This is a genomic window from Pseudocitrobacter cyperus (genome assembly GCF_039889165.1).
In the GTDB taxonomy this organism is placed as follows: domain Bacteria; phylum Pseudomonadota; class Gammaproteobacteria; order Enterobacterales; family Enterobacteriaceae; genus Pseudocitrobacter; species Pseudocitrobacter cyperus.
The window spans coordinates 467,659-492,814 of the sequence record NZ_JAYMYY010000002.1 but is presented as its reverse complement, the minus strand read 5'-3'; the positions used below and the strand labels follow the sequence as shown (position 1 = coordinate 492,814).

General features: G+C 52.9%; 23 protein-coding genes and 2 tRNA genes. 20 read left to right on the top strand and 5 right to left on the bottom strand.

What is annotated here, in order from left to right; all coding sequences use genetic code 11:
• Positions 1–40: 40 nt before the first annotated feature.
• A complete protein-coding gene (sfsB, locus tag VSR74_RS11115; RefSeq protein ID WP_347794787.1) occupies positions 41–310 on the bottom strand; it encodes a DNA-binding transcriptional regulator SfsB in 270 nt (89 codons plus the stop codon).
• Positions 311–529: 219 nt separating this feature from the next.
• On the bottom strand, positions 530–1,501 hold the full coding sequence (gene ispB / locus VSR74_RS11110) for an octaprenyl diphosphate synthase (RefSeq protein WP_347794786.1): 972 nt from the start codon (positions 1,499–1,501) through the stop codon (positions 530–532).
• Positions 1,502–1,759: 258 nt separating this feature from the next.
• Between ispB and rplU the strand changes: the two genes are divergently transcribed.
• The 4 genes from rplU to cgtA all read left to right on the top strand — a co-directional run bounded on the left by rplU (position 1,760) and on the right by cgtA (position 4,600).
• Positions 1,760–2,071, top strand: a complete 312-nt coding sequence (gene rplU, locus VSR74_RS11105; RefSeq protein WP_003025032.1) for a 50S ribosomal protein L21 — start codon at positions 1,760–1,762, stop codon at positions 2,069–2,071.
• Positions 2,072–2,090: 19 nt separating this feature from the next.
• On the top strand, positions 2,091–2,348 hold the full coding sequence (gene rpmA / locus VSR74_RS11100; RefSeq protein WP_007673187.1) for a 50S ribosomal protein L27: 258 nt from the start codon (positions 2,091–2,093) through the stop codon (positions 2,346–2,348).
• A gap of 95 nt (positions 2,349–2,443) precedes the next feature.
• Positions 2,444–3,409 (top strand): DMT family transporter, encoded by a 966-nt coding sequence (locus VSR74_RS11095; RefSeq protein WP_347794785.1) that lies wholly within the window; start codon positions 2,444–2,446, stop codon positions 3,407–3,409.
• Between the two features lie 15 nt (positions 3,410–3,424).
• Positions 3,425–4,600, top strand: a complete 1,176-nt coding sequence (cgtA, locus tag VSR74_RS11090; RefSeq protein WP_347794784.1) for an Obg family GTPase CgtA — start codon at positions 3,425–3,427, stop codon at positions 4,598–4,600.
• Between the two features lie 42 nt (positions 4,601–4,642).
• Here the strand turns inward: cgtA and dacB are convergent, their stop codons facing one another.
• The gene (gene dacB, locus VSR74_RS11085) at positions 4,643–6,076 is read right to left on the bottom strand and encodes a serine-type D-Ala-D-Ala carboxypeptidase (protein ID WP_347794783.1); all 1,434 of its coding nucleotides are present in this window, start codon (positions 6,074–6,076) and stop codon (positions 4,643–4,645) included.
• Positions 6,077–6,322: 246 nt separating this feature from the next.
• On the opposite strand from dacB, the gene greA reads away from it, so the two are divergent.
• Positions 6,323–6,799, top strand: a complete 477-nt coding sequence (gene greA / locus VSR74_RS11080; protein WP_015962844.1) for a transcription elongation factor GreA — start codon at positions 6,323–6,325, stop codon at positions 6,797–6,799.
• A gap of 153 nt (positions 6,800–6,952) precedes the next feature.
• Here greA and yhbY read toward each other — a convergent pair whose 3' ends face one another.
• A complete protein-coding gene (yhbY, locus tag VSR74_RS11075; protein WP_041686369.1) occupies positions 6,953–7,246 on the bottom strand; it encodes a ribosome assembly RNA-binding protein YhbY in 294 nt (97 codons plus the stop codon).
• A 126-nt stretch (positions 7,247–7,372) separates the two neighbouring features.
• On the opposite strand from yhbY, the gene rlmE reads away from it, so the two are divergent.
• The 6 genes from rlmE (at position 7,373) to VSR74_RS11045 (ending at position 12,968) form a co-directional block, all read left to right on the top strand.
• A complete protein-coding gene (gene rlmE, locus VSR74_RS11070; protein ID WP_061281660.1) occupies positions 7,373–8,002 on the top strand; it encodes a 23S rRNA (uridine(2552)-2'-O)-methyltransferase RlmE in 630 nt (209 codons plus the stop codon).
• A 100-nt stretch (positions 8,003–8,102) separates the two neighbouring features.
• Positions 8,103–10,037: an ATP-dependent zinc metalloprotease FtsH gene (gene ftsH, locus VSR74_RS11065; RefSeq protein WP_347794782.1), complete on the top strand. Its 1,935-nt coding sequence runs from the start codon at positions 8,103–8,105 to the stop codon at positions 10,035–10,037.
• A gap of 93 nt (positions 10,038–10,130) precedes the next feature.
• On the top strand, positions 10,131–10,979 hold the full coding sequence (gene folP / locus VSR74_RS11060; RefSeq protein ID WP_347794781.1) for a dihydropteroate synthase: 849 nt from the start codon (positions 10,131–10,133) through the stop codon (positions 10,977–10,979).
• Complete coding sequence (gene glmM / locus VSR74_RS11055) at positions 10,972–12,309, top strand: phosphoglucosamine mutase (protein WP_347794780.1); 1,338 nt, start codon at positions 10,972–10,974, stop codon at positions 12,307–12,309. Before folP ends, glmM begins: the two co-directional genes overlap by 8 nt.
• 229 nt (positions 12,310–12,538) lie before the next feature.
• Positions 12,539–12,868, top strand: a complete 330-nt coding sequence (gene secG, locus VSR74_RS11050) for a preprotein translocase subunit SecG (RefSeq protein WP_347794779.1) — start codon at positions 12,539–12,541, stop codon at positions 12,866–12,868.
• 13 nt (positions 12,869–12,881) lie between these two features.
• Positions 12,882–12,968 (top strand) — tRNA-Leu (locus VSR74_RS11045).
• Between the two features lie 177 nt (positions 12,969–13,145).
• Here the strand turns inward: VSR74_RS11045 and argG are convergent.
• Entirely contained in the window at positions 13,146–14,489 is a 1,344-nt protein-coding gene (gene argG, locus VSR74_RS11040) for an argininosuccinate synthase (protein ID WP_347794778.1), read from the bottom strand.
• A gap of 337 nt (positions 14,490–14,826) precedes the next feature.
• Between argG and VSR74_RS11035 the strand changes: the two genes are divergently transcribed.
• From VSR74_RS11035 to nlpI, 9 genes are all read left to right on the top strand, one after another.
• Positions 14,827–14,903, top strand: a tRNA-Met gene (locus tag VSR74_RS11035).
• Positions 14,904–15,110: 207 nt separating this feature from the next.
• On the top strand, positions 15,111–15,563 hold the full coding sequence (gene rimP / locus VSR74_RS11030) for a ribosome maturation factor RimP (protein WP_015962865.1): 453 nt from the start codon (positions 15,111–15,113) through the stop codon (positions 15,561–15,563).
• A 27-nt stretch (positions 15,564–15,590) separates the two neighbouring features.
• A complete protein-coding gene (gene nusA / locus VSR74_RS11025; RefSeq protein WP_347794777.1) occupies positions 15,591–17,078 on the top strand; it encodes a transcription termination factor NusA in 1,488 nt (495 codons plus the stop codon).
• Positions 17,079–17,102: 24 nt separating this feature from the next.
• Positions 17,103–19,790 (top strand): translation initiation factor IF-2, encoded by a 2,688-nt coding sequence (gene infB / locus VSR74_RS11020; protein WP_347794776.1) that lies wholly within the window; start codon positions 17,103–17,105, stop codon positions 19,788–19,790.
• Positions 19,791–19,896: 106 nt separating this feature from the next.
• Complete coding sequence (gene rbfA / locus VSR74_RS11015; protein WP_347794775.1) at positions 19,897–20,298, top strand: 30S ribosome-binding factor RbfA; 402 nt, start codon at positions 19,897–19,899, stop codon at positions 20,296–20,298.
• A complete protein-coding gene (gene truB / locus VSR74_RS11010) occupies positions 20,298–21,242 on the top strand; it encodes a tRNA pseudouridine(55) synthase TruB (RefSeq protein WP_347794774.1) in 945 nt (314 codons plus the stop codon). The genes rbfA and truB overlap by 1 nt, the downstream gene beginning before the upstream one ends.
• Before the next feature lie 150 nt (positions 21,243–21,392).
• On the top strand, positions 21,393–21,662 hold the full coding sequence (rpsO, locus tag VSR74_RS11005) for a 30S ribosomal protein S15 (RefSeq protein ID WP_032614416.1): 270 nt from the start codon (positions 21,393–21,395) through the stop codon (positions 21,660–21,662).
• A 340-nt stretch (positions 21,663–22,002) separates the two neighbouring features.
• Positions 22,003–24,138, top strand: a complete 2,136-nt coding sequence (gene pnp / locus VSR74_RS11000; RefSeq protein WP_347794773.1) for a polyribonucleotide nucleotidyltransferase — start codon at positions 22,003–22,005, stop codon at positions 24,136–24,138.
• 111 nt (positions 24,139–24,249) lie between these two features.
• Positions 24,250–25,134, top strand: a complete 885-nt coding sequence (gene nlpI / locus VSR74_RS10995; protein WP_347794772.1) for a lipoprotein NlpI — start codon at positions 24,250–24,252, stop codon at positions 25,132–25,134.
• The last annotated feature ends 22 nt before the right edge of the window (positions 25,135–25,156 follow it).

Genomic DNA, 25,156 nt, shown 5'->3' with positions numbered 1-25,156 from the left:
GACAACGCCTCTTGCGCGCAGCGCGAGAGGCGATCGGATTTTACTTCTTCTTTGATTTACGCATTGACAGGGTCTTATCAATAAACTCATGCGTGATCGGGTCGTGATAGCGTGATGGCCAGATGACCCAGGGTTGAGTGCCCAGCGCGTTCGCAATAATCAGTTCACCCTTCGGCCACGGACGTGACAGAACGTTGGCAAGCGTAGAGGAACTCAGACCATTTTCGCGCGACACCGCCGCCATCGTTGTGCCTTTTTTGCGCAGACCCGCGATGATATCCGCAGGGTGCCAGTCAATAAACTTTTCCATGTTTCCTCCCTGATTCAGACGCTAAATTGTTCGTTGAAAAGACACGGGAGTACTATAGCGCTTTCTATAGATAAGTTCTAAAAAGTTCATGTAGTGCGCATGTAATTCAGAAAACATCAAATTACTGGCGTTATATGGTGTTTTTAGTGGTGTTTATAGTGGTGTTTTCTGGATTTTATTGGAACTCTCCCGTGAATGACACGGGAGAGGGAAGTGCGGTTAGCGATCGCGCTGGACGGCGATGTGGGCGAGGGCAATGAGCGCTTCACGCCATTGAGAATCGGGTAACGGAGAGAGGGCGGCGATAGCTTTATCCGCTTCTTCCTCAGCGCGCTGACGCGTCCACTCAAGTGAACCACAAGCCGCCATCGCTTCCAGTACGGGCTCGAGCAGGTGACGCCCGTTACCTTGCTCAATAGCGCTACGGATAAGCGCAGATTGCTCTGGTGTGCCGTTCCGCATCGCATGCAGCAGCGGCAGTGTCGGTTTACCTTCGTTGAGGTCATCTCCGACGTTTTTGCCCAATGTCTCACCATCGGCACTGTAATCCAGTAAATCGTCAATTAACTGGAAAGCCGTACCAAGATAGCGCCCATAATCCTGCAGCCCTTTTTCCTGTTCAGGCGTACAGTTCGCGAGTAGTCCCGAGCACTGGGAAGCGGCTTCAAACAGGCGCGCCGTTTTGCTGTAAATCACGCGCATGTAGTTTTCTTCGGTGATATCGGGGTCGTTGACGTTCATCAACTGCAAGACTTCCCCTTCAGCAATCACGTTCACCGCTTCAGACATCACTTCCAGAACTTTCAGCGAACCGAGGCTGGTCATCATCTGGAAAGCGCGAGTGTAGATGAAATCGCCAACCAGCACGCTGGCTGCGTTACCGAATGCGGCGTTTGCGGTCGCTTTACCGCGACGCATGTCTGACTCGTCCACGACGTCATCGTGCAGTAGCGTAGCGGTATGGATAAATTCAATCAGCGCGGCGATGGTAACGTGAGCATTTCCCTCGTAACCAACCGCGCGCGCAGCCAGAACGGCGATCATTGGGCGGATGCGTTTCCCACCTCCGCTGACGATGTAATAACCCAACTGATTGATGAGCTGAACGTCTGAGTTGAGCTGTTCAAGAATCGTTGCATTGACACCCGCCATATCCTGCGCGGTTAACTCATTGATTTGTTGTAGATTCATCGCAAAAGCCGGGCTTAATGTCCTGTTTACCACTTATCCACAGGGGATAACGAAGGTTTTACGTTAGAGTTGTGGTACTGATTGTACTGAAAAAACGGCTCAGATAAACGTTACCGTGAAAGTTGTGTTTTTTTTCTGCGTCTATTGATGGTAGCACTTGTCAAAGGCTCGCGTTTTGCGTAATATTCGCGCCCTATTGTGAATATTTATAGCGCACTCTGAATCACACGATTAATGTGCGCGGAAGCGGAGTTCTATATGTACGCGGTTTTCCAAAGTGGTGGTAAACAACACCGAGTAAGCGAAGGTCAGACCGTTCGCCTGGAAAAGCTGGACATCGCAACTGGCGAATCTGTTGAGTTCGCTGAAGTTCTGATGATCGCAAACGGTGAAGAAGTCAAAATCGGCGTTCCTTTCGTTGATGGCGGCGTAATCAAAGCTGAAGTTGTTGCTCACGGTCGTGGCGAGAAAGTTAAAATCGTTAAGTTTCGTCGTCGTAAACACTACCGTAAGCAGCAGGGCCATCGTCAGTGGTTCACTGATGTGAAAATTACTGGCATCAGCGCCTAAGACCTGAGGAGAGATTTAAATGGCACATAAAAAGGCTGGCGGCTCAACTCGTAACGGTCGCGATTCAGAAGCTAAACGCCTGGGCGTTAAGCGTTTCGGTGGCGAAACCGTTCTGGCGGGCAGCATCATCGTTCGTCAGCGTGGTACCAAATTCCACGCTGGTAACAACGTAGGTTGCGGTCGTGACCACACTCTGTTTGCTAAAGCAGACGGTAAAGTGAAATTCGAAGTTAAAGGCCCGAACAACCGTAAATATATCAGCATCGTTGCTGAGTAAGGTTTTCGTGGTCCGGTAACGGATTAAAGCCCCGCAACTCGTTGCGGGGCTTTTTACATTCGACGCCCGAAAAATCCCCAGACAGGGAATCCGGTATGAAGCAGCAGGCAGGTATTGGTATTCTTTTGGCGCTCACCACGGCGATATGTTGGGGTGCTTTGCCGATTGCAATGAAGCAAGTGCTGGAGGTCATGGAACCGCCTACCGTTGTCTTCTATCGCTTTTTAATGGCCAGTGTGGGCCTCGGTATCATTCTTACGTTGAAGCGTAAGCTGCCGCCGCTGCGAATTTTCCGTAACCCGCGTTGGCTGGTGCTGCTGGCGATTGCCACGGGCGGTCTGTTTGGGAACTTTGTTCTCTTCAGCTCCTCGCTGCAATATGTCAGTCCGACCGCTTCGCAGGTGATTGGGCAACTCTCGCCAGTCGGGATGATGGTTGCCAGCGTATTTATCCTCAAAGAGAAAATGCGCGGTACGCAGATTATCGGCGCTATCATGCTGGTCTGCGGGCTGGTGATGTTCTTCAACACCAGTCTGGTCGAGATTTTCACACGTCTCACCGATTACACCTGGGGCGTTATCTTTGGGGTCGGGGCGGCGATGGTCTGGGTGAGCTACGGCGTCGCGCAAAAGGTGTTATTGCGGCGCCTGGCGTCACAACAGATCCTGTTTTTGCTGTACACTTTATGTACTGTTGCGCTGCTGCCACTGGCAAAGCCCGCGGTTATCCATCAGCTCAGTGATTGGCAGCTCGCCTGCCTTATTTTCTGTGGGTTGAATACGCTGGTTGGCTATGGCGCTCTGGCGGAAGCCATGGCTCGCTGGCAGGCGGCGCAGGTGAGCGCGATTGTGACGCTCACTCCACTGTTTACACTGTTATTTTCAGATTTATTATCAATGGCCTGGCCCGATTTCTTCGCCAGACCGATGCTAAACCTAATTGGTTATCTCGGTGCGTTTGTCGTGGTTGCGGGCGCAATGTATTCCGCCATTGGTCATCGTCTTTGGGGACGGTGGCGTAAGCGTGAAGCGGTTGTAGTTGTTCCCCGCTCAGGCGAATGATTTACGGAGAGTAAAATGAAGTTTGTTGATGAAGCAACGATCCTGGTCGTAGCAGGTGATGGCGGTAATGGTTGCGTAAGCTTCCGCCGTGAAAAATATATTCCACGCGGTGGCCCGGACGGCGGTGATGGCGGTGATGGCGGCGATGTCTGGCTGGAAGCGGACGAGAACCTGAACACCCTGATTGACTACCGTTTCGAAAAATCTTTCCGTGCTGAACGTGGCCAGAACGGCCAGAGCCGTGACTGTACCGGTAAGCGCGGCAAAGATGTCACCGTTAAAGTGCCGGTTGGTACCCGTGTTATCGACCAGGGCACCGGTGAAACCATGGGCGATATGACCAAACACGGTCAGCGTCTGATGGTGGCAAAAGGCGGCTGGCACGGTCTGGGTAACACCCGTTTCAAATCGTCCGTTAACCGTACTCCGCGTCAGAAAACGATGGGGACACCGGGCGACAAGCGCGATCTGCAACTGGAACTGATGCTGCTGGCCGACGTCGGGATGCTGGGGATGCCGAACGCCGGTAAATCCACCTTCATCCGCGCCGTTTCTGCGGCGAAGCCGAAAGTGGCGGATTATCCGTTTACCACCCTGGTGCCAAGCCTCGGTGTGGTGCGTATGGATAACGAGAAAAGCTTCGTTGTTGCCGATATTCCGGGGCTGATCGAAGGCGCAGCGGAAGGTGCTGGCCTGGGTATCCGTTTCCTGAAACACCTTGAGCGTTGCCGCGTGCTGCTGCACCTCATCGACATCGCGCCAATTGACGGTTCCGATCCGGTTGAGAACGCCCGCATTATTATCGGCGAACTTGAGAAGTACAGCGAAAACCTGGCTGGTAAACCGCGCTGGCTGGTCTTCAACAAGATCGACCTGATGGATAAAGCGGAAGCTGAAGCGAAGGCTCAGGAAATTGCAGAAGCGCTGGGTTGGGAAGGTAAACACTACCTGATCTCCGCCGCCAGTCAGCAGGGGGTAAAAGACCTGTGCTGGGACGTCATGACCTTTATCATCGAGAACCCGATTGTTTCTGCCGAAGAAGCGAAACAGCCGGAGAAAGTTGAGTTCATGTGGGATGACTACCACCGTCAGCAGCTTGAAGAAGCGGCTGTCGAAGAAGATGATGAAGAGTGGGATGACGACTGGGACGAAGACGACGAAGAAGGCGTTGAGTTCATTTACAAGCGTTAATCTTATAAAACCCGGCCGGATGGCCGGGTTTTTGTTTGCCGCTTAGTTGTTCTGATAAATATCTTTGTACAATCGGCTCTCAAACCGCACCAACGGAATACGTCTGTTACGTTGGTCTGCCGGTGACACCGCATAGCCCGAAAGATACTGAACGAATGCCATTCGCTGGCCGCTGGCGGTGGTGATAAAACCGGCCAGGTTATAAACACCTTGTAATGAGCCGGTCTTCGCCGACACCTTTCCATCAACACCTGCCTGATGCAGGCCCGCACGGTACTGCAACGACCCATCATGGCCGGCGAGCGGCAGCATGGAGATGTAGTTCAGCTCATTATCATGCTGAGCGATATATTGCAGCACCTGCATCATCGTCGCGGGGGCAATCAGGTTATGACGTGAAAGCCCGGAACCATCGGCAATGATGGTATTGCCCAAATCCACTCCAGCCTGCTGGCGTAAAATCTGACGAACCGCATCGGAACCAGCGCGCCAGGTGCCTGGTACGTTAAAACGGGCATGTCCAATCATGCGGAAGACCGTATCGGCGATCATGTTGTCTGATTTTTTCAGCATAATCTTAAGCAGATCGTGCAGTGGCGCAGACTGTTTCGTTGCGATCACCGTACCCGGTTCGTTTACGAGCGTCTGGCGCAGCAATGTGCCGCTGTAGGTGATTCCAGCTTGTTTGAGTTCATCTTTGATAATTGCACCGGCGTAGCTTGCCCCGTCCTGAATGGCGAAGGCCAATGGCAGCGGCTCCGGGCGTTGTGGCAGGCAGCCGGTCAGGGTGTAGCGGTTGAGATCGCCAGGCACCACATCCAGCTCACAGTATTGCGCGTCAGGGGAGCCTTTCGCCAGTGTACGAACCTGGCTGAACATGGTCACCGGATAATAGGAAGCGACGCGAATAAACGCTAAATCATCCGCTTTTTGCGCGCTATAGAGAGAAATCGAGAAGCAGTTACGGTCGACAATCGCGGCAGCGGGCGGGGCGCTAAAGCACTGGGTCATGTCGTTCCACGGCCAGCCGGGGGCTTTGTCGTGGCTGGCGAAAATCGAGGTGTCGATTAGCACGTTACCTTCGATTCGCTGTACGCCTGCTTTTTTAAGATTCGCTACCATATTGCGGATATCCTGACGTTTTAACGTCGGATCGCCGCCAAATCGCGCTACCAGATCACCTTTTAGCGTACCGTCGTCGACGCTGCCTTTACTTTCAAGGGTCGTGGTAAAGCGAAAATCGGGGCCAAGCTGTAACAATGCCGCCAGCGCAGTGATCACTTTCTGCGTACTGGCAGGCAGCGCCATCTGCTGGCTGTGGTAGTCAATCTCTGGCGCTGAAGCGCCCACTTTTTGCACCATAAAAGCAAGATTGGCCCCTGCAGGAAGTTGACTGGTGTACTCTTCAACATTCGCGGCCTGGACGCTAAACGCTATACTGGTGGTCAATCCAATGATAAATCTGGAAAATCGCATAATCCCGCGCTAACAACCTGGAAACAAGCCGACATACTACGGCGCAACGCCCTGTAAAGTAAACGATGACCCATAGTGAACTTCAGGGTAAAATGCGCATCAAATGAGAAATTGCTGCTGACCTGGGACTTTGTGCCCGGGTCGGTTTTCTTTTGCTTCTGGCCTGGCCGCGTGGCGGTGTCAGGCGGGCTTAGAGCCGGAGTGGGGTGAACTGCTCCCAACAGGAATGTTCAAGAGGTATAACAAATGCAAGCTATTCCGATGACCCTTCGTGGCGCAGAAAAACTGCGTGAAGAACTCGATTTTCTGAAATCTGTGCGCCGTCCTGAAATTATTGCGGCAATCGCTGAGGCTCGCGAGCATGGCGATTTGAAAGAGAACGCTGAATACCATGCCGCGCGCGAACAGCAGGGCTTTTGCGAAGGTCGTATTAAAGACATTGAAGCTAAGCTGTCTAACGCGCAGGTGATCGATATCACCAAAATGCCTAACAATGGCCGCGTGATTTTTGGCTCCACTGTCACCGTACTGAACCTCGATACGGACGAAGAACAAACCTACCGTATTGTGGGTGATGATGAGGCGGACTTTAAGCAGAATCTGATTTCTGTGAACTCACCGATCGCGCGTGGTCTGGTCGGCAAAGAGCAGGATGATGTCGTAACCATTCGTACTCCGGGCGGCGAAGTGGAGTACGAAATCATCAAGGTAGAATATCTTTAACGGTTGCCCGGCACACTGATGCTGATGCATTGTAAAGATAAGAAAAAGGCCGCATAGCGGCCTTTTATCAAGCTGAAGAGCGTGGCATGTTGCTAGCCTTCGCGAAGGAAATCCCTCGTTTTACACACTGTTGTGTGCGATTTTAGGATATTCTTAACGTGGCAGCGAGATTTTACGCTCTTTACTCGGGCGATAAAGCACCAGCATTTTACCGATGACCTGTACGTTACAGGCGCCGGTTTCGCGCACGATAGCGTCCACGATCAAGGTTTTGGTCTCGCGATCTTCTGACGCGACTTTCACCTTGATAAGTTCATGGTGCTCTAACGCTTGTTCAATCTCGGCCAGTACCCCTTCGGTCAAACCATTATTGCCAAGCATGACGACAGGCTTGAGCGGATGTGCCAGACCTTTTAGGTGCTGTTTTTGTTTAGTACTCAGATTCATCGTATATTTTTGCTTACGTTGGGATTGAAAACGGGTCATTCTACCGCCATCTCCCATATATCGCCAAATAGTGCGTTGAAATTTACGCCGCATGGCAACGATGTTCTGCCCCGATGGGAAAGTTAAATGACAGGTAAAAAGCGTTCTGCCAGCTCGAGTCGCTGGCTTCAGGAACACTTTAGCGATAAATATGTTCAAGAGGCACAGAAAAAGGGGTTACGTTCCCGTGCCTGGTTTAAACTTGATGAAATACAGCAAAGTGACAAACTTTTTAAGCCGGGGATGACGGTTGTCGACCTCGGTGCTGCTCCAGGAGGCTGGTCACAGTACGTGGTCACGCAGATTGGCGGCAAAGGCCGCATCATCGCTTGCGATCTTTTACCTATGGATCCAATCGTTGGCGTGGACTTCCTTCAGGGCGACTTTCGTGATGAACTCGTAATGAAAGCGTTACTGGAACGCGTGGGTGACAGTAAGGTACAAGTTGTCATGTCAGATATGGCACCAAACATGAGCGGAACACCCGCGGTGGATATCCCCCGCGCCATGTATCTGGTGGAGCTGGCGCTTGAAATGGCTCGTGATGTATTAGCGCCAGGCGGTAATTTTGTAGTGAAGGTGTTCCAGGGCGAAGGCTTCGATGAGTATCTAAGGGAAATTCGCTCCCTGTTTACGAAGGTGAAAGTTCGTAAGCCGGACTCTTCACGCGCACGTTCGCGTGAAGTGTACATTGTAGCGACCGGGCGAAAACCATAGACGGTGGAATTTCAGATGAAAGTTTGAAAGAAACTGGATATAGAGTATCCTGACGCTGTTTTTAACACAGTTGTAATAAGAGGTTAATCCCTTGAGTGACATGGCGAAAAACCTAATACTCTGGCTGGTCATTGCCGTCGTGCTGATGTCAGTATTCCAGAGCTTTGGGCCCAGCGAGTCGAATAGCCGCAAGGTGGACTATTCTACCTTCCTGCAAGAGGTCAATCAGGACCAGGTTCGCGAAGCGCGTATCAACGGACGTGAGATCAACGTTACCAAGAAAGATAGTAACCGTTACACGACTTACATCCCGGTTAACGATCCGAAGCTGCTCGACAACCTGCTGACCAAAAACGTCAAAGTGGTTGGCGAACCGCCTGAAGAACCGAGCCTGCTGGCTTCTATCTTCATCTCCTGGTTCCCGATGTTGTTACTGATCGGTGTCTGGATCTTCTTCATGCGCCAGATGCAGGGCGGCGGTGGCAAAGGTGCCATGTCGTTCGGTAAGAGTAAGGCGCGCATGTTGACGGAAGATCAGATCAAAACCACCTTTGCTGACGTCGCAGGCTGTGACGAAGCGAAAGAAGAGGTGGCTGAGCTGGTTGAATATCTGCGTGAGCCGAGCCGCTTCCAGAAACTGGGCGGTAAAATCCCGAAAGGCGTCCTGATGGTCGGCCCTCCGGGTACCGGTAAAACGTTGCTGGCGAAAGCAATCGCTGGCGAAGCGAAGGTTCCGTTCTTTACGATTTCCGGTTCTGACTTCGTAGAAATGTTCGTCGGTGTGGGTGCATCTCGTGTGCGTGACATGTTCGAACAGGCTAAGAAAGCGGCACCGTGCATCATCTTTATCGATGAAATCGACGCCGTAGGCCGCCAGCGTGGCGCAGGCCTGGGCGGCGGTCACGATGAACGTGAGCAGACCCTGAACCAGATGCTGGTTGAGATGGATGGCTTCGAAGGTAACGAAGGTATCATCGTTATCGCGGCGACTAACCGTCCGGATGTTCTCGACCCGGCGCTGCTGCGTCCTGGCCGTTTCGACCGCCAGGTTGTGGTTGGCCTGCCAGATGTTCGCGGTCGTGAGCAGATCCTGAAAGTTCATATGCGTCGCGTACCGCTGGCGCCGGATATCGACGCGGCAATTATTGCCCGTGGTACCCCAGGCTTCTCCGGTGCAGATCTCGCGAACCTGGTCAACGAAGCGGCACTGTTTGCGGCTCGTGGCAACAAACGCGTTGTATCGATGGTTGAGTTCGAAAAAGCGAAAGACAAAATCATGATGGGTGCGGAACGTCGCTCCATGGTGATGACGGAAGCGCAAAAAGAATCGACCGCGTACCACGAAGCAGGCCACGCGATCATCGGTCGCCTGGTGCCGGAACACGATCCGGTGCATAAAGTGACGATTATCCCGCGCGGTCGTGCGCTGGGTGTAACCTTCTTCCTGCCTGAAGGCGACGCGATCAGCGCCAGCCGTCAGAAACTGGAAAGCCAGATCAGTACGCTGTACGGCGGCCGTCTGGCGGAAGAGATCATCTACGGCGTGGAACATGTTTCTACCGGTGCGTCGAACGACATTAAAGTCGCGACCAACCTGGCGCGTAACATGGTCACTCAGTGGGGCTTCTCCGACAAACTCGGCCCGCTGCTGTATGCGGAAGAAGAGGGCGAAGTGTTCCTGGGTCGTTCTGTGGCGAAAGCGAAACATATGTCTGATGAAACCGCGCGTATCATCGATCAGGAAGTAAAATCGCTCATTGAACGTAACTACGATCGTGCGCGTAAGCTGCTTAATGACAACATGGACATCCTGCACGCGATGAAAGATGCCCTCATGAAATATGAGACCATCGATGCGCCGCAGATTGATGACCTGATGGCCCGTCGCGATGTTCGCCCGCCAGCCGGCTGGGAAGAACCGGGTTCATCCAACAACTCTGACAACAATGGCACCCCGCGAGCGCCGCGTCCGGTCGATGAACCGCGCACGCCGAATCCGGGCAACACCATGTCAGAGCAGTTAGGCGACAAATAAGTTATCTGCGCTTGATAACGTAGCATCATCTAAAACCCTGAGGCTTGCCTCAGGGTTTTTTTACATTCAAAACAAGAATCGAAAGGATTAGCCATGAAACTCTTCGCCCAGGGCTCCACGCTGGATCTCTCTCACCCTCACGTTATGGGCATTCTGAACGTCACGCCGGATTCGTTTTCCGACGGCGGAACGCACAATACGTTAGTGGAGGCGGTGAAGCACGCTAACCTGATGATTAACGCCGGGGCGACGATTATTGATGTGGGGGGAGAATCCACCCGACCTGGGGCGTCCGAAGTCAGCGTGGAAGAAGAGCTTGCGCGCGTGATCCCGGTCGTAGAGGCGATTGCACAGCGCTTTGAGGTGTGGATTTCTGTTGATACGTCGAAACCGGAGGTCATTCGTGAATCCGCGCGCGCGGGCGCACATATCATTAACGATATTCGCTCGCTGACGGAACCTGGCGCGCTGGCCGCCGCGGCCGAAACCGGTTTGCCGGTTTCCCTGATGCATATGCAGGGTAATCCGAAAACCATGCAGGAAGCGCCGAAATATGATGACGTCTTTGACGATGTGAATCGCTTCTTTATTGAGCATATCGCACGCTGTGAAGCGGCAGGTATCGGAAAAGAGAAATTGATCCTCGACCCGGGGTTCGGTTTCGGTAAGAATCTCTCTCATAACTATGCATTACTGGCACGTCTGTCCGAATTTCATCATTTTGGCCTTCCGCTGTTCGTTGGGATGTCGCGCAAATCGATGATTGGGCAACTACTGAACGTCGGGCCCTCCGAGCGTCTCAGCGGCAGCCTGGCGTGTGCGGTGATTGCCGCAATGCAGGGGGCGCATATTATTCGTGTCCATGATGTCAAAGAAACTGTAGAAGCGATGCGCGTGGTGGAAGCTACGTTGTCAGCCAAGGAAAACAAACGCTATGAGTAAACGTAAATATTTTGGTACCGATGGTATCCGTGGCCGCGTAGGCGATGCGCCAATTACGCCTGACTTCGTGCTGAAGCTGGGCTGGGCGGCGGGTAAGGTACTGGCCAGCCATGGCTCGCGCAAAATCATCATCGGCAAAGATACGCGTATCTCTGGTTATATGCTTGAATCAGCTCTCGAGGCCGGGTTGGCCGCTGCGGGGCTTTCCGCCTCCTTTACCGGGCCAATGCCGACCCCAGCCGTCGCCTACCTGACGCGCACTTTCCGCGCCGAGGCAGGGATTGTTATCTCGGCCTCCCATAACCCGTACTACGACAACGGCATCAAATTCTTCTCTATCGACGGCACCAAACTGCCGGACGAAGTGGAAGAGGCGATTGAAGCGGAACTGGAAAAAGAGATTAGCTGTGTGGATTCCGCGGAGCTGGGTAAAGCCAGCCGTATCGTGGATGCTGCTGGCCGCTATATCGAGTTCTGTAAAGCCACCTTCCCGAATGAACTGAGCCTGAACGACCTGAAAATTGTGGTCGACTGCGCTCACGGTGCGACCTATCACATTGCGCCAAACGTATTTCGTGAACTGGGTGCAGAGGTTGTGGCCATTGGATGTGAGCCGAACGGCGTCAACATCAATGAGGAAGTCGGTGCAACCGACGTGCGCGCCCTGCAGGCCCGTGTGCTGGCAGAGAAAGCGCATCTTGGCATCGCCTTTGACGGCGACGGCGATCGCGTAATAATGGTCGACCACGAGGGTAATAAAGTCGACGGCGACCAGATCCTCTACATCATCGCGCGTGAAGGCCTGCGTCAGGGCAAACTGCGCGGTGGCGCGGTGGGGACACTGATGAGCAACATGGGTCTCGAAGTGGCGCTCAAGCAATTGGGGATCCCGTTTGTGCGCGCTAAAGTGGGCGACCGTTACGTGCTGGAAAAACTCCAGGAGAAAGGTTGGCGCATCGGTGCTGAGAACTCCGGTCACGTGATTCTGCTTGATCAAACCACCACTGGCGACGGTATCGTGGCGGCCCTACAGGTCGTTGCAGCGATGGTGCGCAACCATATGTCTCTGCATGACCTGTGCAGCGGGATGAAAATGTTCCCGCAGGTACTGGTGAATGTGCGATTCACAGCAGGCAGCGGCGACCCGCTGGAAAATGAAACGGTTAAAAGCGTGACGGCGGAAGTGGAAGCTGCGCTGGGTAATCGTGGCCGCGTACTGCTGCGTAAATCCGGCACTGAACCGTTGATCCGCGTGATGGTCGAGGGCGAAGACGAAGCGCAGGTTATCGCTTTCGCGAATCGCATCGCCGATGCAGTAAAAGCAGTCTAATCGCTGCGATAAGTGACTAATAAGGCGGCGGTTGCCGCCTTTCATTTCGACAAAAGATGCTTTTTTGCTGTTTTTTTCCGCAGTTGATACAATGCAATAAAATTGCCCTTGCGAAGGTGATTCGCTTTGGTTAGTATTCACACCCGCTTCAGTGGGAAACATTAAAAACACCCACTTTAATTGGTCGAAGCAATTGGTATGCGGCAACTCCGCAAGGAACAGGTTGATTATGTACGAAGCTCTTTTGGTAGTTTTCCTTATTGTAGCGATTGGCCTTGTCGGTCTGATTATGCTGCAGCAAGGTAAAGGCGCTGATATGGGAGCCTCCTTCGGAGCAGGCGCTTCCGGCACGCTGTTTGGTTCAAGTGGTTCTGGTAACTTCATGACCCGCATGACCGCAGTACTGGCGACGTTGTTCTTCATCATCAGTCTGGCGCTGGGCAACATCAATAGCAACAAGACCAATAAAGGAAGCGAGTGGGAAAATCTGAGCGCGCCGAAATCTGAGCAAACTCAGCCTGCTGCACCGGCTCAGCCGACCAGCGACATCCCACACTAAAAGTAGTATCCGTGCTGAGGTGGTGGAATTGGTAGACACGCTACCTTGAGGTGGTAGTGCCCTAACGGGCTTGTGGGTTCGAGTCCCATCCTCAGTACCAATATTCCGAAAGAAAGACGCTGAAAAGCGTCTTTTTTTTCGTCTGTAGTTAATCCCAGATCTGATAAGCGCAGCGTATCAGGCGTTGTGCTCGCGGCAGAACCGCCAGATGTCGGTACAACCTGCCCACAAAAAAAGCCGCTTACGCGGCTTTTTAGATGCATCGCAAGGGAGGCGATTACTTCCCTTTGTTTTCCAGGTTCTCGACCTGTGGCACACCGCTGGCGGCTGAGGAAGAGAGCAGGCCGGTCTTCGCATAACCAAACAACTTACCGCGCGTGTCGGTAATATCCAGATTACGCATGGTCAACTGGCCGATACGATCCTCGGCAGAGAACATAGAGTCGCCTTTTTCCATCGTCAGACGCTCTGCTTTATAGGTCAGGTTGTCAGATACGGTATTCAGAATGGAGTAGTCGTTCCCGCGACGCAGTTCCAGCGTGACTTCGCCGGTAATCTGGCTTGCGACCCAGCGTTGCAGAGAATCACGCAGCATCAGCGCCTGAGAATCGAACCAACGGCCCTGGTACAGCAGGCGACCCAACTGACGGCCATGCGCGTGATACTGCTCGATGGTGTCTTCGTTGTGGATACCGGTCAGCAGACGTTCGTATGCGATGTGCAGCAGCGCCATTCCCGGAGCTTCGTAAATGCCGCGGCTTTTCGCTTCGATAATACGGTTTTCTATCTGGTCGCTCATGCCCAGGCCGTGACGTCCGCCGATGCGGTTGGCTTCCAGCATCATTTCAACATCATCACTGAAGGTTTTGCCGTTCAGCGCGACCGGATGACCCTGTTCAAAACGCACCGTTACTTCTTCCGCCGGAATTTTCACGTTCTCATCCCAGAACTTCACGCCCATAATCGGGTTAACGATTTTGACGCTGGAGTTAAGAAATTCCAGGTCTTTCGCTTCGTGCGTTGCACCGAGCATGTTGGAGTCGGTGGAGTAGGCTTTCTCAACGGACATCTTGTAGTCGAAGCCGCAGGAGATCATGAACTCAGACATCTCATGACGACCGCCCAGCTCATCGATGAAGTCGCTATCGAGCCACGGTTTGTAAATCTGTAGTTCGGCATTGGTCAGCAGGCCATAACGATAGAAACGCTCGATATCGTTGCCTTTATAGGTGCTGCCGTCGCCCCAAATGTTCACGCCATCTTCTTTCATGGCGGCAACCAGCATGGTGCCGGTAACGGCACGGCCGAGTGGGGTGGTGTTGAAGTAGGTCAGGCCGCCAGTGGTATTGTGGAAGGCGCCACATTGAATAGCGGCAATACCTTCTGCAACCAGTTGTTTACGGCAGTCGATCAGACGGGCGTTCTCTGCGCCGTATTCCATGGCACGGCGTGGGATGGCGTCATAGTCTTCTTCATCAGGCTGGCCAAGATTAGCAGTGTAGGCATAAGGCACTGCCCCTTTTTGTCGCATCCACAGCAGCGCCGCGCTGGTGTCCAGACCGCCGGAGAAGGCGATACCAATACGTTGACCTACCGGAAGATGCTTGAGAATCGTCGTCATAAAGTAAAACCCTGCTTTGATAGACTGATGGAGAAAACGCTTTTTCGCTCTCAGTGAATTTTTATGCAAAATAAATGAGTTTTCATTTAATCATCTTTTGCGCATTACCGGAAGTGATTCGTGCGTTTTTCAGTGAAAAATCCTCACCTCCTGCGACTGTCGCGCACGATAGATTACGCTTAGCACTACTGCCTGTCCGCTGCATAGAATGTGAGGTTGACAAGATGTTACTTTCTTCCTTATACTACAGGCCGATTTTACGTCCCGTCCTCGGTACCAAATCCCAGCATTATTTGCATTTTTTACTCAAAACGCGTAAAATTTGCCACGTTTCAGGCGCGGGGTGGAGCAGCCTGGTAGCTCGTCGGGCTCATAACCCGAAGGTCGTCGGTTCAAATCCGGCCCCCGCAACCACTTTCCCTTAGAGTTCTTTTTCAAATATACTGTGAAGACTTAGGCCTTCGTAGCTGGATTTGAAAAAAATTCTTTCGGAAGGTTCTCCAGGCCGCAGTTGCGGCTATAGGGTTCAGTTATCTAAAGCCCCGATTTATCGGGGTTTTTTGTTATCTGACTACAGAATAACTGGGCTTTACGCCCTTTTTTTATGTCTTGGGGGTGGGTTTGTCCACATTAGAGCAAAAATTAACAGAGATGATTACGGCACCAGTTGAAGCCCTGGGCTACGAACTGGTCGGCATCGAATTTATTCGCGGTCGCACATCCACACTGCGCATCTATATTGATAGTGAAGATGGCATCAATGTTGATGATTGTGCTGATGTGAGCCACCAGGTAAGTGCGGTAATGGATGTTGAAGATCCGATTACTGTGGCTTACAACCTGGAAGTTTCCTCTCCGGGCCTCGATCGTCCTATGTTCACCGCGGAACACTACACACGTTTCCTGGGTGAAGAGGTCACGCTGGTTCTGCGCATGGCGGTACAGAACCGCCGTAAATGGCAGGGCATTATCAAAGCGGTAGACGGTGAGATGATCACTGTGACAGTCGAAGGCAAAGATGAAGTGTTCGCGCTGAGTAACATCCAGAAGGCGAACCTGGTTCCCCACTTTTAACAGTCTGGATTGAGGTGAAAGGCCCCGATGAACAAAGAAATTTTGGCTGTTGTTGAAGCCGTTTCCAATGAGAAAGCGCTGCCGCGCGAAAAGATTTTCGAAGCGCTGGAAAGCGCGCTGGCAACGGCTACGAAGAAAAAATACGAACAGGAAATCGACGTTCGCGTAGAGATTGATCGTAAGAGCGGCGATTTCGACACATTCCGTCGTTGGGTGATCGTTGAAGAGGTCACGCAGCCGACTAAAGAAATTACCCTGGAAGCGGCACGTTACGAAGACGAAAGCCTGAACGTGGGCGAGTACGTTGAAGACCAGATCGAATCTGTGACCTTCGACCGTATCACTACCCAAACGGCAAAACAGGTTATCGTCCAGAAAGTTCGCGAAGCTGAACGCGCAATGGTCGTTGACCAGTTCCGCGAGCACGAAGGTGAAATCATCACTGGCGTGGTGAAGAAAGTAAACCGCGACAATATCTCTTTGGATCTCGGCAACAACGCTGAAGCCGTTATCCTGCGTGAAGATATGCTGCCGCGCGAAAACTTCCGTCCAGGCGACCGTATCCGTGGTGTACTTTATTCCGTACGTCCGGAAGCGCGTGGCGCGCAGTTGTTCGTCACTCGCTCCAAGCCAGAGATGCTGATCGAACTGTTCCGCATTGAAGTGCCAGAGATTGGCGAAGAAGTTATTGAAATCAAAGCAGCCGCTCGCGATCCAGGTTCTCGTGCGAAAATCGCCGTGAAAACCAACGATAAGCGTATCGATCCGGTGGGTGCTTGCGTGGGTATGCGCGGTGCGCGTGTTCAGGCCGTTTCGACGGAACTGGGCGGCGAGCGTATCGACATCGTCCTGTGGGATGATAACCCGGCGCAGTTTGTGATCAACGCAATGGCTCCGGCGGATGTCGCGTCAATCGTGGTCGACGAAGATAAGCACACTATGGATATCGCTGTTGAAGCGGGCAACCTGGCGCAGGCGATTGGCCGTAACGGGCAGAACGTCCGTCTGGCTTCGCAACTGAGCGGATGGGAACTCAACGTGATGACCGTTGACGACCTGCAGGCTAAGCATCAGGCTGAAGCGCACGCAGCGATCGATACCTTCACCAAATATCTTGATATTGATGAAGATTTCGCGACAGTGCTGGTTGAAGAAGGCTTCTCCACGCTGGAAGAACTGGCCTACGTGCCAATGAAAGAACTGCTGGAAATCGACGGTCTGGACGAAGACACCGTTGAGGCACTGCGCGAACGTGCTAAAAACGCACTGACCACTCTGGCACTGGCCCAGGAAGAAAGCCTCGGTGATAACAAACCGGCTGACGATCTGCTCAACCTTGAAGGGCTGGATCGCGCAATGGCATTCAAACTGGCGGCTCGTGGTGTTTGTACGCTGGAAGATCTCGCTGAACAGGGCGTTGATGACCTGGCTGATATCGAAGGTTTAACTGACGAGAAAGCCGGTGAGCTCATCATGGCCGCCCGTAACATTTGCTGGTTCGGCGACGAAGCGTAATAAACTGTAGCAGGAAGGAACAGCATGACAGATGTAACCGTAAAAACGCTGGCCGCAGAGATACAGACCTCGGTGGATCGCCTGGTACAGCAATTTGCTGACGCTGGTATCCCGAAGTCTGCTGATGACTCTGTGTCTGCCCAAGAGAAACAAACTTTACTGGCGCACCTGAACCGTGAAAACGGTTCTGCGCCGGACAAATTGACCCTGCAGCGCAAAACGCGCAGCACGCTCAATATCCCAGGTACCGGCGGTAAAAGTAAGTCGGTACAAATCGAAGTCCGCAAGACACGCACCTTTGTGAAACGCGATCCGCAAGAGGCTGAACGCCTGGCCGCGGAAGAGCAGGCGCAGCGTGAAGCGGAAGAGCAAGCCCGTCGTGAAGCTGAAGAAGCAGCGAAACGCGAGGCGCAACAAAAAGCCGAACGTGAGGCCGCAGAACAAGCTAAGCGTGAAGCCGCTGATAAAGCGAAACGTGAAGCTGCGGAAAAAGACAAAGTGAGCAATCAACAAGACGATATGACTAAAACTGCCCAGGCTGAGAAAGCCCGCCGTGAAAGTGAAGCTGCAGAGCTGAAGCGTAAAGCGGAAGAAGAAGCACGCCGTAAGCTTGAAGAAGAAGCACGCCGCGTTGCGGAAGAAGCCCGCCGCATGGCAGAAGAAAACGAGAAAAATGGTGTGAATAACGCTGAACCAACTGAAGATACCAGCGACTATCACGTCACCACTTCTCAGCATGCCCGCCAGGCTGAAGACGAAAACGATCGTGAAGTTGAAGGTGGTCGTGGTCGTGGCCGTAATACTAAAGCGGCTCGTCCGGCGAAAAAAGGCAACAAACACGCTGAATCTAAAGCCGATCGCGAAGAAGCGCGTGCTGCCGTTCGTGGTGGTAAAGGCGGCAAACAGCGTAAAGGTTCTTCTCTGCAGCAGGGCTTCCAGAAGCCAGCGCAGGCGGTTAACCGTGATGTTGTGATTGGTGAAACCATCACCGTTGGCGATCTGGCTAACAAGATGGCGGTCAAAGGTTCTCAGGTCATCAAAGCGATGATGAAACTGGGCGCAATGGCGACCATCAACCAGGTCATCGACCAGGAAACCGCGCAGTTGGTTGCCGAAGAGATGGGCCATAAAGTTATCCTGCGTCGTGAAAACGAGCTGGAAGAAGCGGTAATGAGCGACCGTGATACGGGCGCTGCGGCTGAACCGCGCGCACCGGTTGTGACCATCATGGGTCACGTTGACCACGGTAAAACTTCTCTGCTGGACTACATTCGTTCAACGAAAGTGGCCTCTGGCGAAGCGGGCGGCATTACCCAGCATATCGGTGCATACCACGTTGAAACTGACAACGGTATGATCACCTTCCTGGATACCCCGGGCCACGCCGCGTTTACCTCTATGCGTGCTCGTGGTGCGCAGGCAACGGATATCGTTGTTCTGGTTGTCGCAGCAGATGACGGCGTGATGCCGCAGACCATCGAAGCTATCCAGCATGCGAAAGCAGCGCAGGTTCCGCTGGTTGTTGCTGTGAACAAAATCGATAAGCCAGAAGCCGATATGGATCGCGTTAAGAACGAACTGTCCCAGTACGGCGTTATGCCGGAAGAGTGGGGCGGTGAATCACAGTTCATCCCAGTTTCTGCGAAAGCGGGTACCGGTATTGATGACCTGCTGAACGCTATCCTGCTGCAGGCGGAAGTTCTGGAGCTGAAAGCCATCCGTAACGGAATGGCGAGCGGCGCTGTAATCGAATCCTTCCTGGATAAAGGTCGTGGCCCGGTTGCTACCGTTCTGGTTCGTGAAGGTACTCTGCATAAGGGCGATATCGTTCTGTGCGGCTTCGAATACGGCCGCGTTCGTGCGATGCGTAACGAACTGGGTCAGGAAGTGCTGGAAGCAGGCCCGTCCATTCCGGTGGAAATCCTCGGCCTGTCCGGCGTTCCGGCTGCTGGTGATGAAGTGACCGTTGTGCGTGACGAGAAAAAAGCGCGTGAAGTTGCACTGTATCGTCAGGGCAAATTCCGTGAAGTTAAACTGGCTCGTCAGCAGAAATCTAAACTGGAGAACATGTTCGCCAACATGACCGAAGGCGAAGTTCACGAAGTGAACGTCGTGCTGAAGGCTGACGTACAGGGCTCCGTTGAAGCGATTTCCGACTCTCTGCTGAAACTGTCTACCGACGAAGTGAAAGTGAAGATCATCGGTTCTGGCGTAGGTGGTATCACCGAAACCGACGCAACGCTTGCTGCCGCTTCCAACGCCATCCTGGTTGGCTTCAACGTCCGTGCCGACGCCTCTGCGCGCCGCGTCATTGAAGCAGAAAGCCTGGATCTGCGTTACTACTCCGTCATCTATAACCTGATCGACGAAGTGAAAGCAGCGATGAGCGGTATGCTGTCTCCGGAACTGAAACAGCAGATCATCGGTCTGGCGGAAGTTCGTGACGTGTTCAAATCACCGAAATTCGGTGCGATCGCGGGCTGTATGGTTACGGAAGGCATCATCAAACGTCATAACCCAATCCGCGTTCTGCGCGAGAACGTGGTTATCTATGAAGGTGAGCTGGAATCCCTGCGCCGCTTCAAAGATGACGTTAACGAAGTCCGTAACGGCATGGAATGTGGTATCGGCGTGAAGAACTACAACGACGTTCGCGTAGGCGATATGATCGAAGTGTTCGAGATCATCGAGATCCAGCGCACCATCGCTTAAGGTTGTCGGGGTTGTAGGCCGGATAAGGCCTACGTGAACCGCCCATTCCACCTGATATTAATTTTAAAAGGGGCTTTTGGCCCCTTTTTTGTCTGGAGAATTTATTATGGCGAAAGAATTTGGTCGCCCGCAGCGCGTGGCGCAGGAAATGCAAAAAGAGATTGCCATCATCCTGCAGCGCGAAATTAAAGATCCGCGTCTGGGCATGATGACTACTGTGTCCGGCGTTGAAATGTCCCGTGACCTGGCCTATGCCAAAGTGTTCGTGACCTTCCTGAACGATAAAGACGAAGCGGCCGTGAAAGCGGGCATCAAAGCGTTACAGGAAGCATCTGGTTTCGTCCGCTCACTGCTGGGTAAAGCGATGCGCCTGCGTATCGTGCCGGAACTGACCTTCTTCTACGATAACTCGTTAGTTGAAGGGATGCGCATGTCCAACCTGGTGACTAACGTGGTGAAGCATGACGAAGAGCGTCGTGTGAACCCGGACGACAGCAAGGAGGACTGATGAGTCGTCCTCGTCGTCGCGGTCGTGATATCCACGGTGTGTTGTTGCTGGATAAACCGCAGGGTGCCTCCAGCAATGATGTGCTGCAAAAAGTAAAACGCCTCTACAACGCCAATCGTGCCGGTCACACCGGGGCGCTGGATCCGCTGGCGACCGGCATGCTGCCGATTTGCCTCGGTGAAGCGACGAAGTTTTCCCAGTACCTGCTGGATTCCGATAAACGTTATCGGGTGATTGCGCGTCTTGGGCAGCGTACCGATACATCTGATGCCGATGGCCAGATTGTTGAAGAGCGTCCGGTGGCCTTCACCGATGCACAACTGGCTGAAGCGCTGGAGAGTTTTCGTGGCGACACTCAGCAGGTGCCGTCCATGTATTCGGCCCTGAAGTATCAAGGGAAGAAGCTTTACGAATACGCCCGCCAGGGCATTGAAGTGCCGCGTGAAGCGCGCCCGATTACCGTGTATGAGCTGCTGTTTATTCGCCATGAAGGTGATGAACTGGAGCTGGAAATTCACTGTTCGAAGGGCACCTACATCCGTACCATCATTGATGATCTGGGTGAAAAACTCGGCTGCGGCGCGCACGTCATTTTCCTGCGTCGTCTGGCGGTGAGTAAGTATCCGGTTGAGCGAATGGTGACGCTGGAGCAGTTGCGTGAGTATGTGGAACAGGCTGAACAGCAGGGTATTCTCGCCGCGCAGCTACTGGATCCCTTATTAATGCCAATGGACAGTCCGGCTTCGGACTTCCCTGTCGTCAATATTCCTTCCGTGGTGGCGGCATACTTTAAGAACGGGCAGCCGGTACGTGCGTCTCAGGCGCCTGCCAGCGGCCTGGTGCGTGTTACCGAAGGTGACGATGCCAAATTTATTGGTATGGCAGAAATTGACGATGAAGGCCGCGTTGCACCGCGTCGCCTGGTGGTGGAATACCCCGAGTGAGGCTGATGCCTCTCTTGCGATAACAGGTCGCTACGAGTAGAATGTTGCGGCTTAACGCCTGTGTAATTGTTTAACAATTGGCAAGCGTTATCTCAGGGCTGCTGAATTAGAGATCGGCACCCTTTCATTCTTTTAAATTTGGAGTTCAAAATGTCTCTAAGCGTTGAAGCTAAAGCAAAAATCGTTTCTGAGTTCGGTCGCGATGCGAACGACAGTGGTTCTACCGAAGTTCAGGTTGCTCTGCTGACTGCACAGATCAACCACCTGCAGGGTCACTTTGCAGAGCACAAAAAAGATCACCACAGCCGTCGTGGTCTGCTGCGCATGGTTTCTCAGCGTCGTAAACTGCTGGACTACCTGAAACGTAAAGATGTTGCACGCTACACCGCGCTGATCGAGCGTCTGGGTCTGCGTCGCTAATTCTGGCGAGTTTCAGAAAGAGGGGCCTTTATGGCCCCTTTTTTTCACCAGACGCCAGTGAGTTAAAAAAATACCCCGAAAAATAACGCCTTGCGAAAGACAGTTGTGCAACGTAAATGAATTTACAACGCACATTGCTAACGCAGCGGTATTTTGAAAGATAGCGGGTATAATGTATTGTTGTTATACATGTTCTTCATTGCAGAGGTTCGCGCGGCTAATGAGAGGCTTCACCCATGAAGGGTTAGGGTTGTCATTAGTCGCGAGGATGCAAAGAAGATCGGGTTCATCGGCAAGCATACCGAAGGTGTGCTGCTACTCATAAAGAAAGGATAGAATTTTGCTTAATCCGATCGTTCGTAAATTCCAGTACGGCCAACACACCGTAACCATGGAAACCGGCATGATGGCGCGTCAGGCAACTGCCGCCGTTATGGTAAGCATGGATGACACCGCGGTATTCGTTACCGTTGTCGGCCAGAAAAAAGCGAAACCAGGCCAGGACTTTTTCCCGCTGACCGTTAACTACCAGGAGCGTACCTACGCTGCTGGTCGTATCCCGGGTAGCTTCTTCCGTCGTGAAGGCCGTCCAAGCGAAGGCGAAACCCTGATCGCGCGTCTGATTGACCGCCCGGTTCGCCCGCTGTTCCCGGAAGGCTTCGTCAACGAAGTTCAGGTTATCGCGACCGTTGTGTCCGTAAACCCGCAGGTTAACCCAGACATCGTGGCAATGATTGGTGCATCCGCTGCGCTGTCTCTGTCCGGTATCCCGTTCAACGGCCCAATCGGCTCTGCACGTGTGGGTTATATCAATGACCAGTACGTACTGAACCCGACTCAGGACGAGCTGAAAGAAAGCAAACTGGATCTGGTTGTTGCCGGTACCGAAGCCGCTGTACTGATGGTTGAATCCGAAGCCGAACTGCTGAGCGAAGACGTCATGCTGGGCGCGGTCGTATTCGGTCACGAACAGCAGCAGACCGTTATCCGTGAAATCAACGAGCTGGTTAAAGAAGCCGGTAAACCACGTTGGGACTGGCAGCCAGAAGCAGTAAACGACGCGCTGAACGCACGCGTTGCTGCCCTGGCAGAAGCTCGCCTGAGCGACGCTTACCGCATCACCGACAAACAAGAGCGTTATGCTCAGGTTGACGTGATCAAATCTGAAACCATCGCGACTCTGGTGGCGGAAGACGAAACCCTGGACGCTAACGAGCTGGGCGAAATCCTGCACGCTATCGAGAAAAACGTTGTTCGTAGCCGCGTACTGGCAGGCGAACCGCGTATCGATGGTCGTGAAAAAGACATGATCCGTGGTCTGGACGTGCGCACTGGCGTTCTGCCGCGTACTCACGGCTCCGCGCTGTTCACCCGCGGTGAAACTCAGGCGCTGGTTACTGCTACTCTGGGTACAACCCGTGATGCGCAGAACCTCGATGAGCTGATGGGCGAGCGTACTGATAACTTCCTGTTCCACTACAACTTCCCTCCGTACTGCGTAGGTGAAACCGGTATGGTCGGGTCTCCGAAGCGTCGTGAAATTGGTCACGGCCGTCTGGCGAAACGTGGCGTACTGGCAGTGATGCCGGAACTGGACAAATTCCCGTACACCGTTCGTGTGGTTTCTGAAATCACCGAATCTAACGGTTCTTCTTCCATGGCTTCCGTGTGTGGCGCTTCTCTGGCGCTGATGGACGCAGGTGTGCCGATCAAAGCCGCCGTTGCGGGTATCGCGATGGGTCTGGTGAAAGAAGGCGACAACTTTGTTGTTCTGTCTGACATCCTGGGTGACGAAGACCACCTGGGCGATATGGACTTCAAAGTAGCGGGTTCCCGCGACGGTATCTCTGCGCTGCAGATGGATATCAAAATTGAAGGTATCACCAAAGAAATCATGCAGGTTGCTCTGAACCAGGCTAAAGGTGCGCGTCTGCACATCCTGGGCGTGATGGAACAGGCGATCAACGCGCCGCGCGGCGACATCTCTCAGTTCGCACCGCGTATCCACACCATCAAGATCAGCCCGGACAAAATCAAAGACGTTATCGGTAAAGGCGGTTCTGTTATCCGTGCCCTGACCGAAGAAACCGGCACCACCATCGAAATCGAAGATGACGGTACTGTGAAGATCGCAGCGACCGACGGTGAGAAAGCGAAATACGCTATCCGTCGTATCGAAGAGATCACCGCAGAGATCGAAGTGGGCCGTATCTATAACGGAAAAGTGACCCGTATCGTAGACTTTGGCGCATTCGTTGCCATCGGCGGCGGTAAAGAAGGTCTGGTGCACATCTCTCAGATCGCTGACAAGCGCGTTGAGAAAGTCACTGATTACCTGCAGATGAATCAGGAAGTACCGGTTAAGGTTCTGGAAGTTGACCGTCAGGGCCGTATCCGTCTGAGCATCAAAGAAGCAACCGAGCAGTCTCAGCCTGCGAACGCACCGGAAGCTCCGGCCGCGGAACAAGGCGAGTAAGGTTTGCCGTTTTGCCCTCTGCGCAAGCAGGGGGCAATTTTACCTGGCGGGATGCCTGTTTGCAGCCGGGGGACAGGACGTTCATCCAATTGTTGTCTTCGGGAGTGGGAAATGAAGCCTTTTTTGCGCTGGTGTTTCGTAGCGACAGCACTCACGCTGGCAGGATGCAGTAATTCTGCCTGGCGAAAGAGTGAGGTTCTCGCGGTACCATTGCAACCGACTTTACAGCAGGAAGTGATTCTGGCACGCATGGAACAAATTCTTGCCAGTCGGGCTTTAACCGATGACGAACGCGCACAGCTTTTATATGAGCGCGGAGTGTTGTATGATAGTCTCGGTCTGAGGGCACTAGCGCGTAACGATTTTTCGCAAGCGCTGGCAATCCGACCAGATATGCCTGAAGTATTCAATTACTTAGGCATTTACTTAACGCAGGCAGGCAATTTTGATGCTGCCTATGAAGCGTTTGATTCTGTACTTGAGCTTGATCCAACTTACAATTATGCGCACTTGAACCGCGGCATCGCGCTTTATTACGGTGGCCGTGCTAAATTAGCGCAAGATGATCTGCTGGCGTTTTATCAAGACGATCCCAATGATCCCTTCCGTAGTCTGTGGTTATTCCTCGCCGAGCAGAAGCTCGATGAGAAACAGGCAAAAGACGCGTTGAAACGACGCTTCGATAAATCGGATAAAGAACAATGGGGATGGAACATTGTCGAGTTCTACTTAGGCAACATTGACGAAAAAACGTTAATGGAGCGCCTGAAGGCGGACGCAACGGATAACACCTCGCTCGCTGAGCATCTCAGTGAAACCAACTTCTATTTAGGTAAGTATTACCTAAGTCTTGGGGACAAGGACAGCGCTACGGCACTGTTCAAACTGGCGGTTGCTAACAACGTTCATAACTATGTTGAGCACCGATACGCATTGTTGGAATTATCGCTCCTGGGCCAGGACCAAGATGACCTGGCAGAATCGGACCAGCAATAGCTGACGACTACATCAGCCCGTA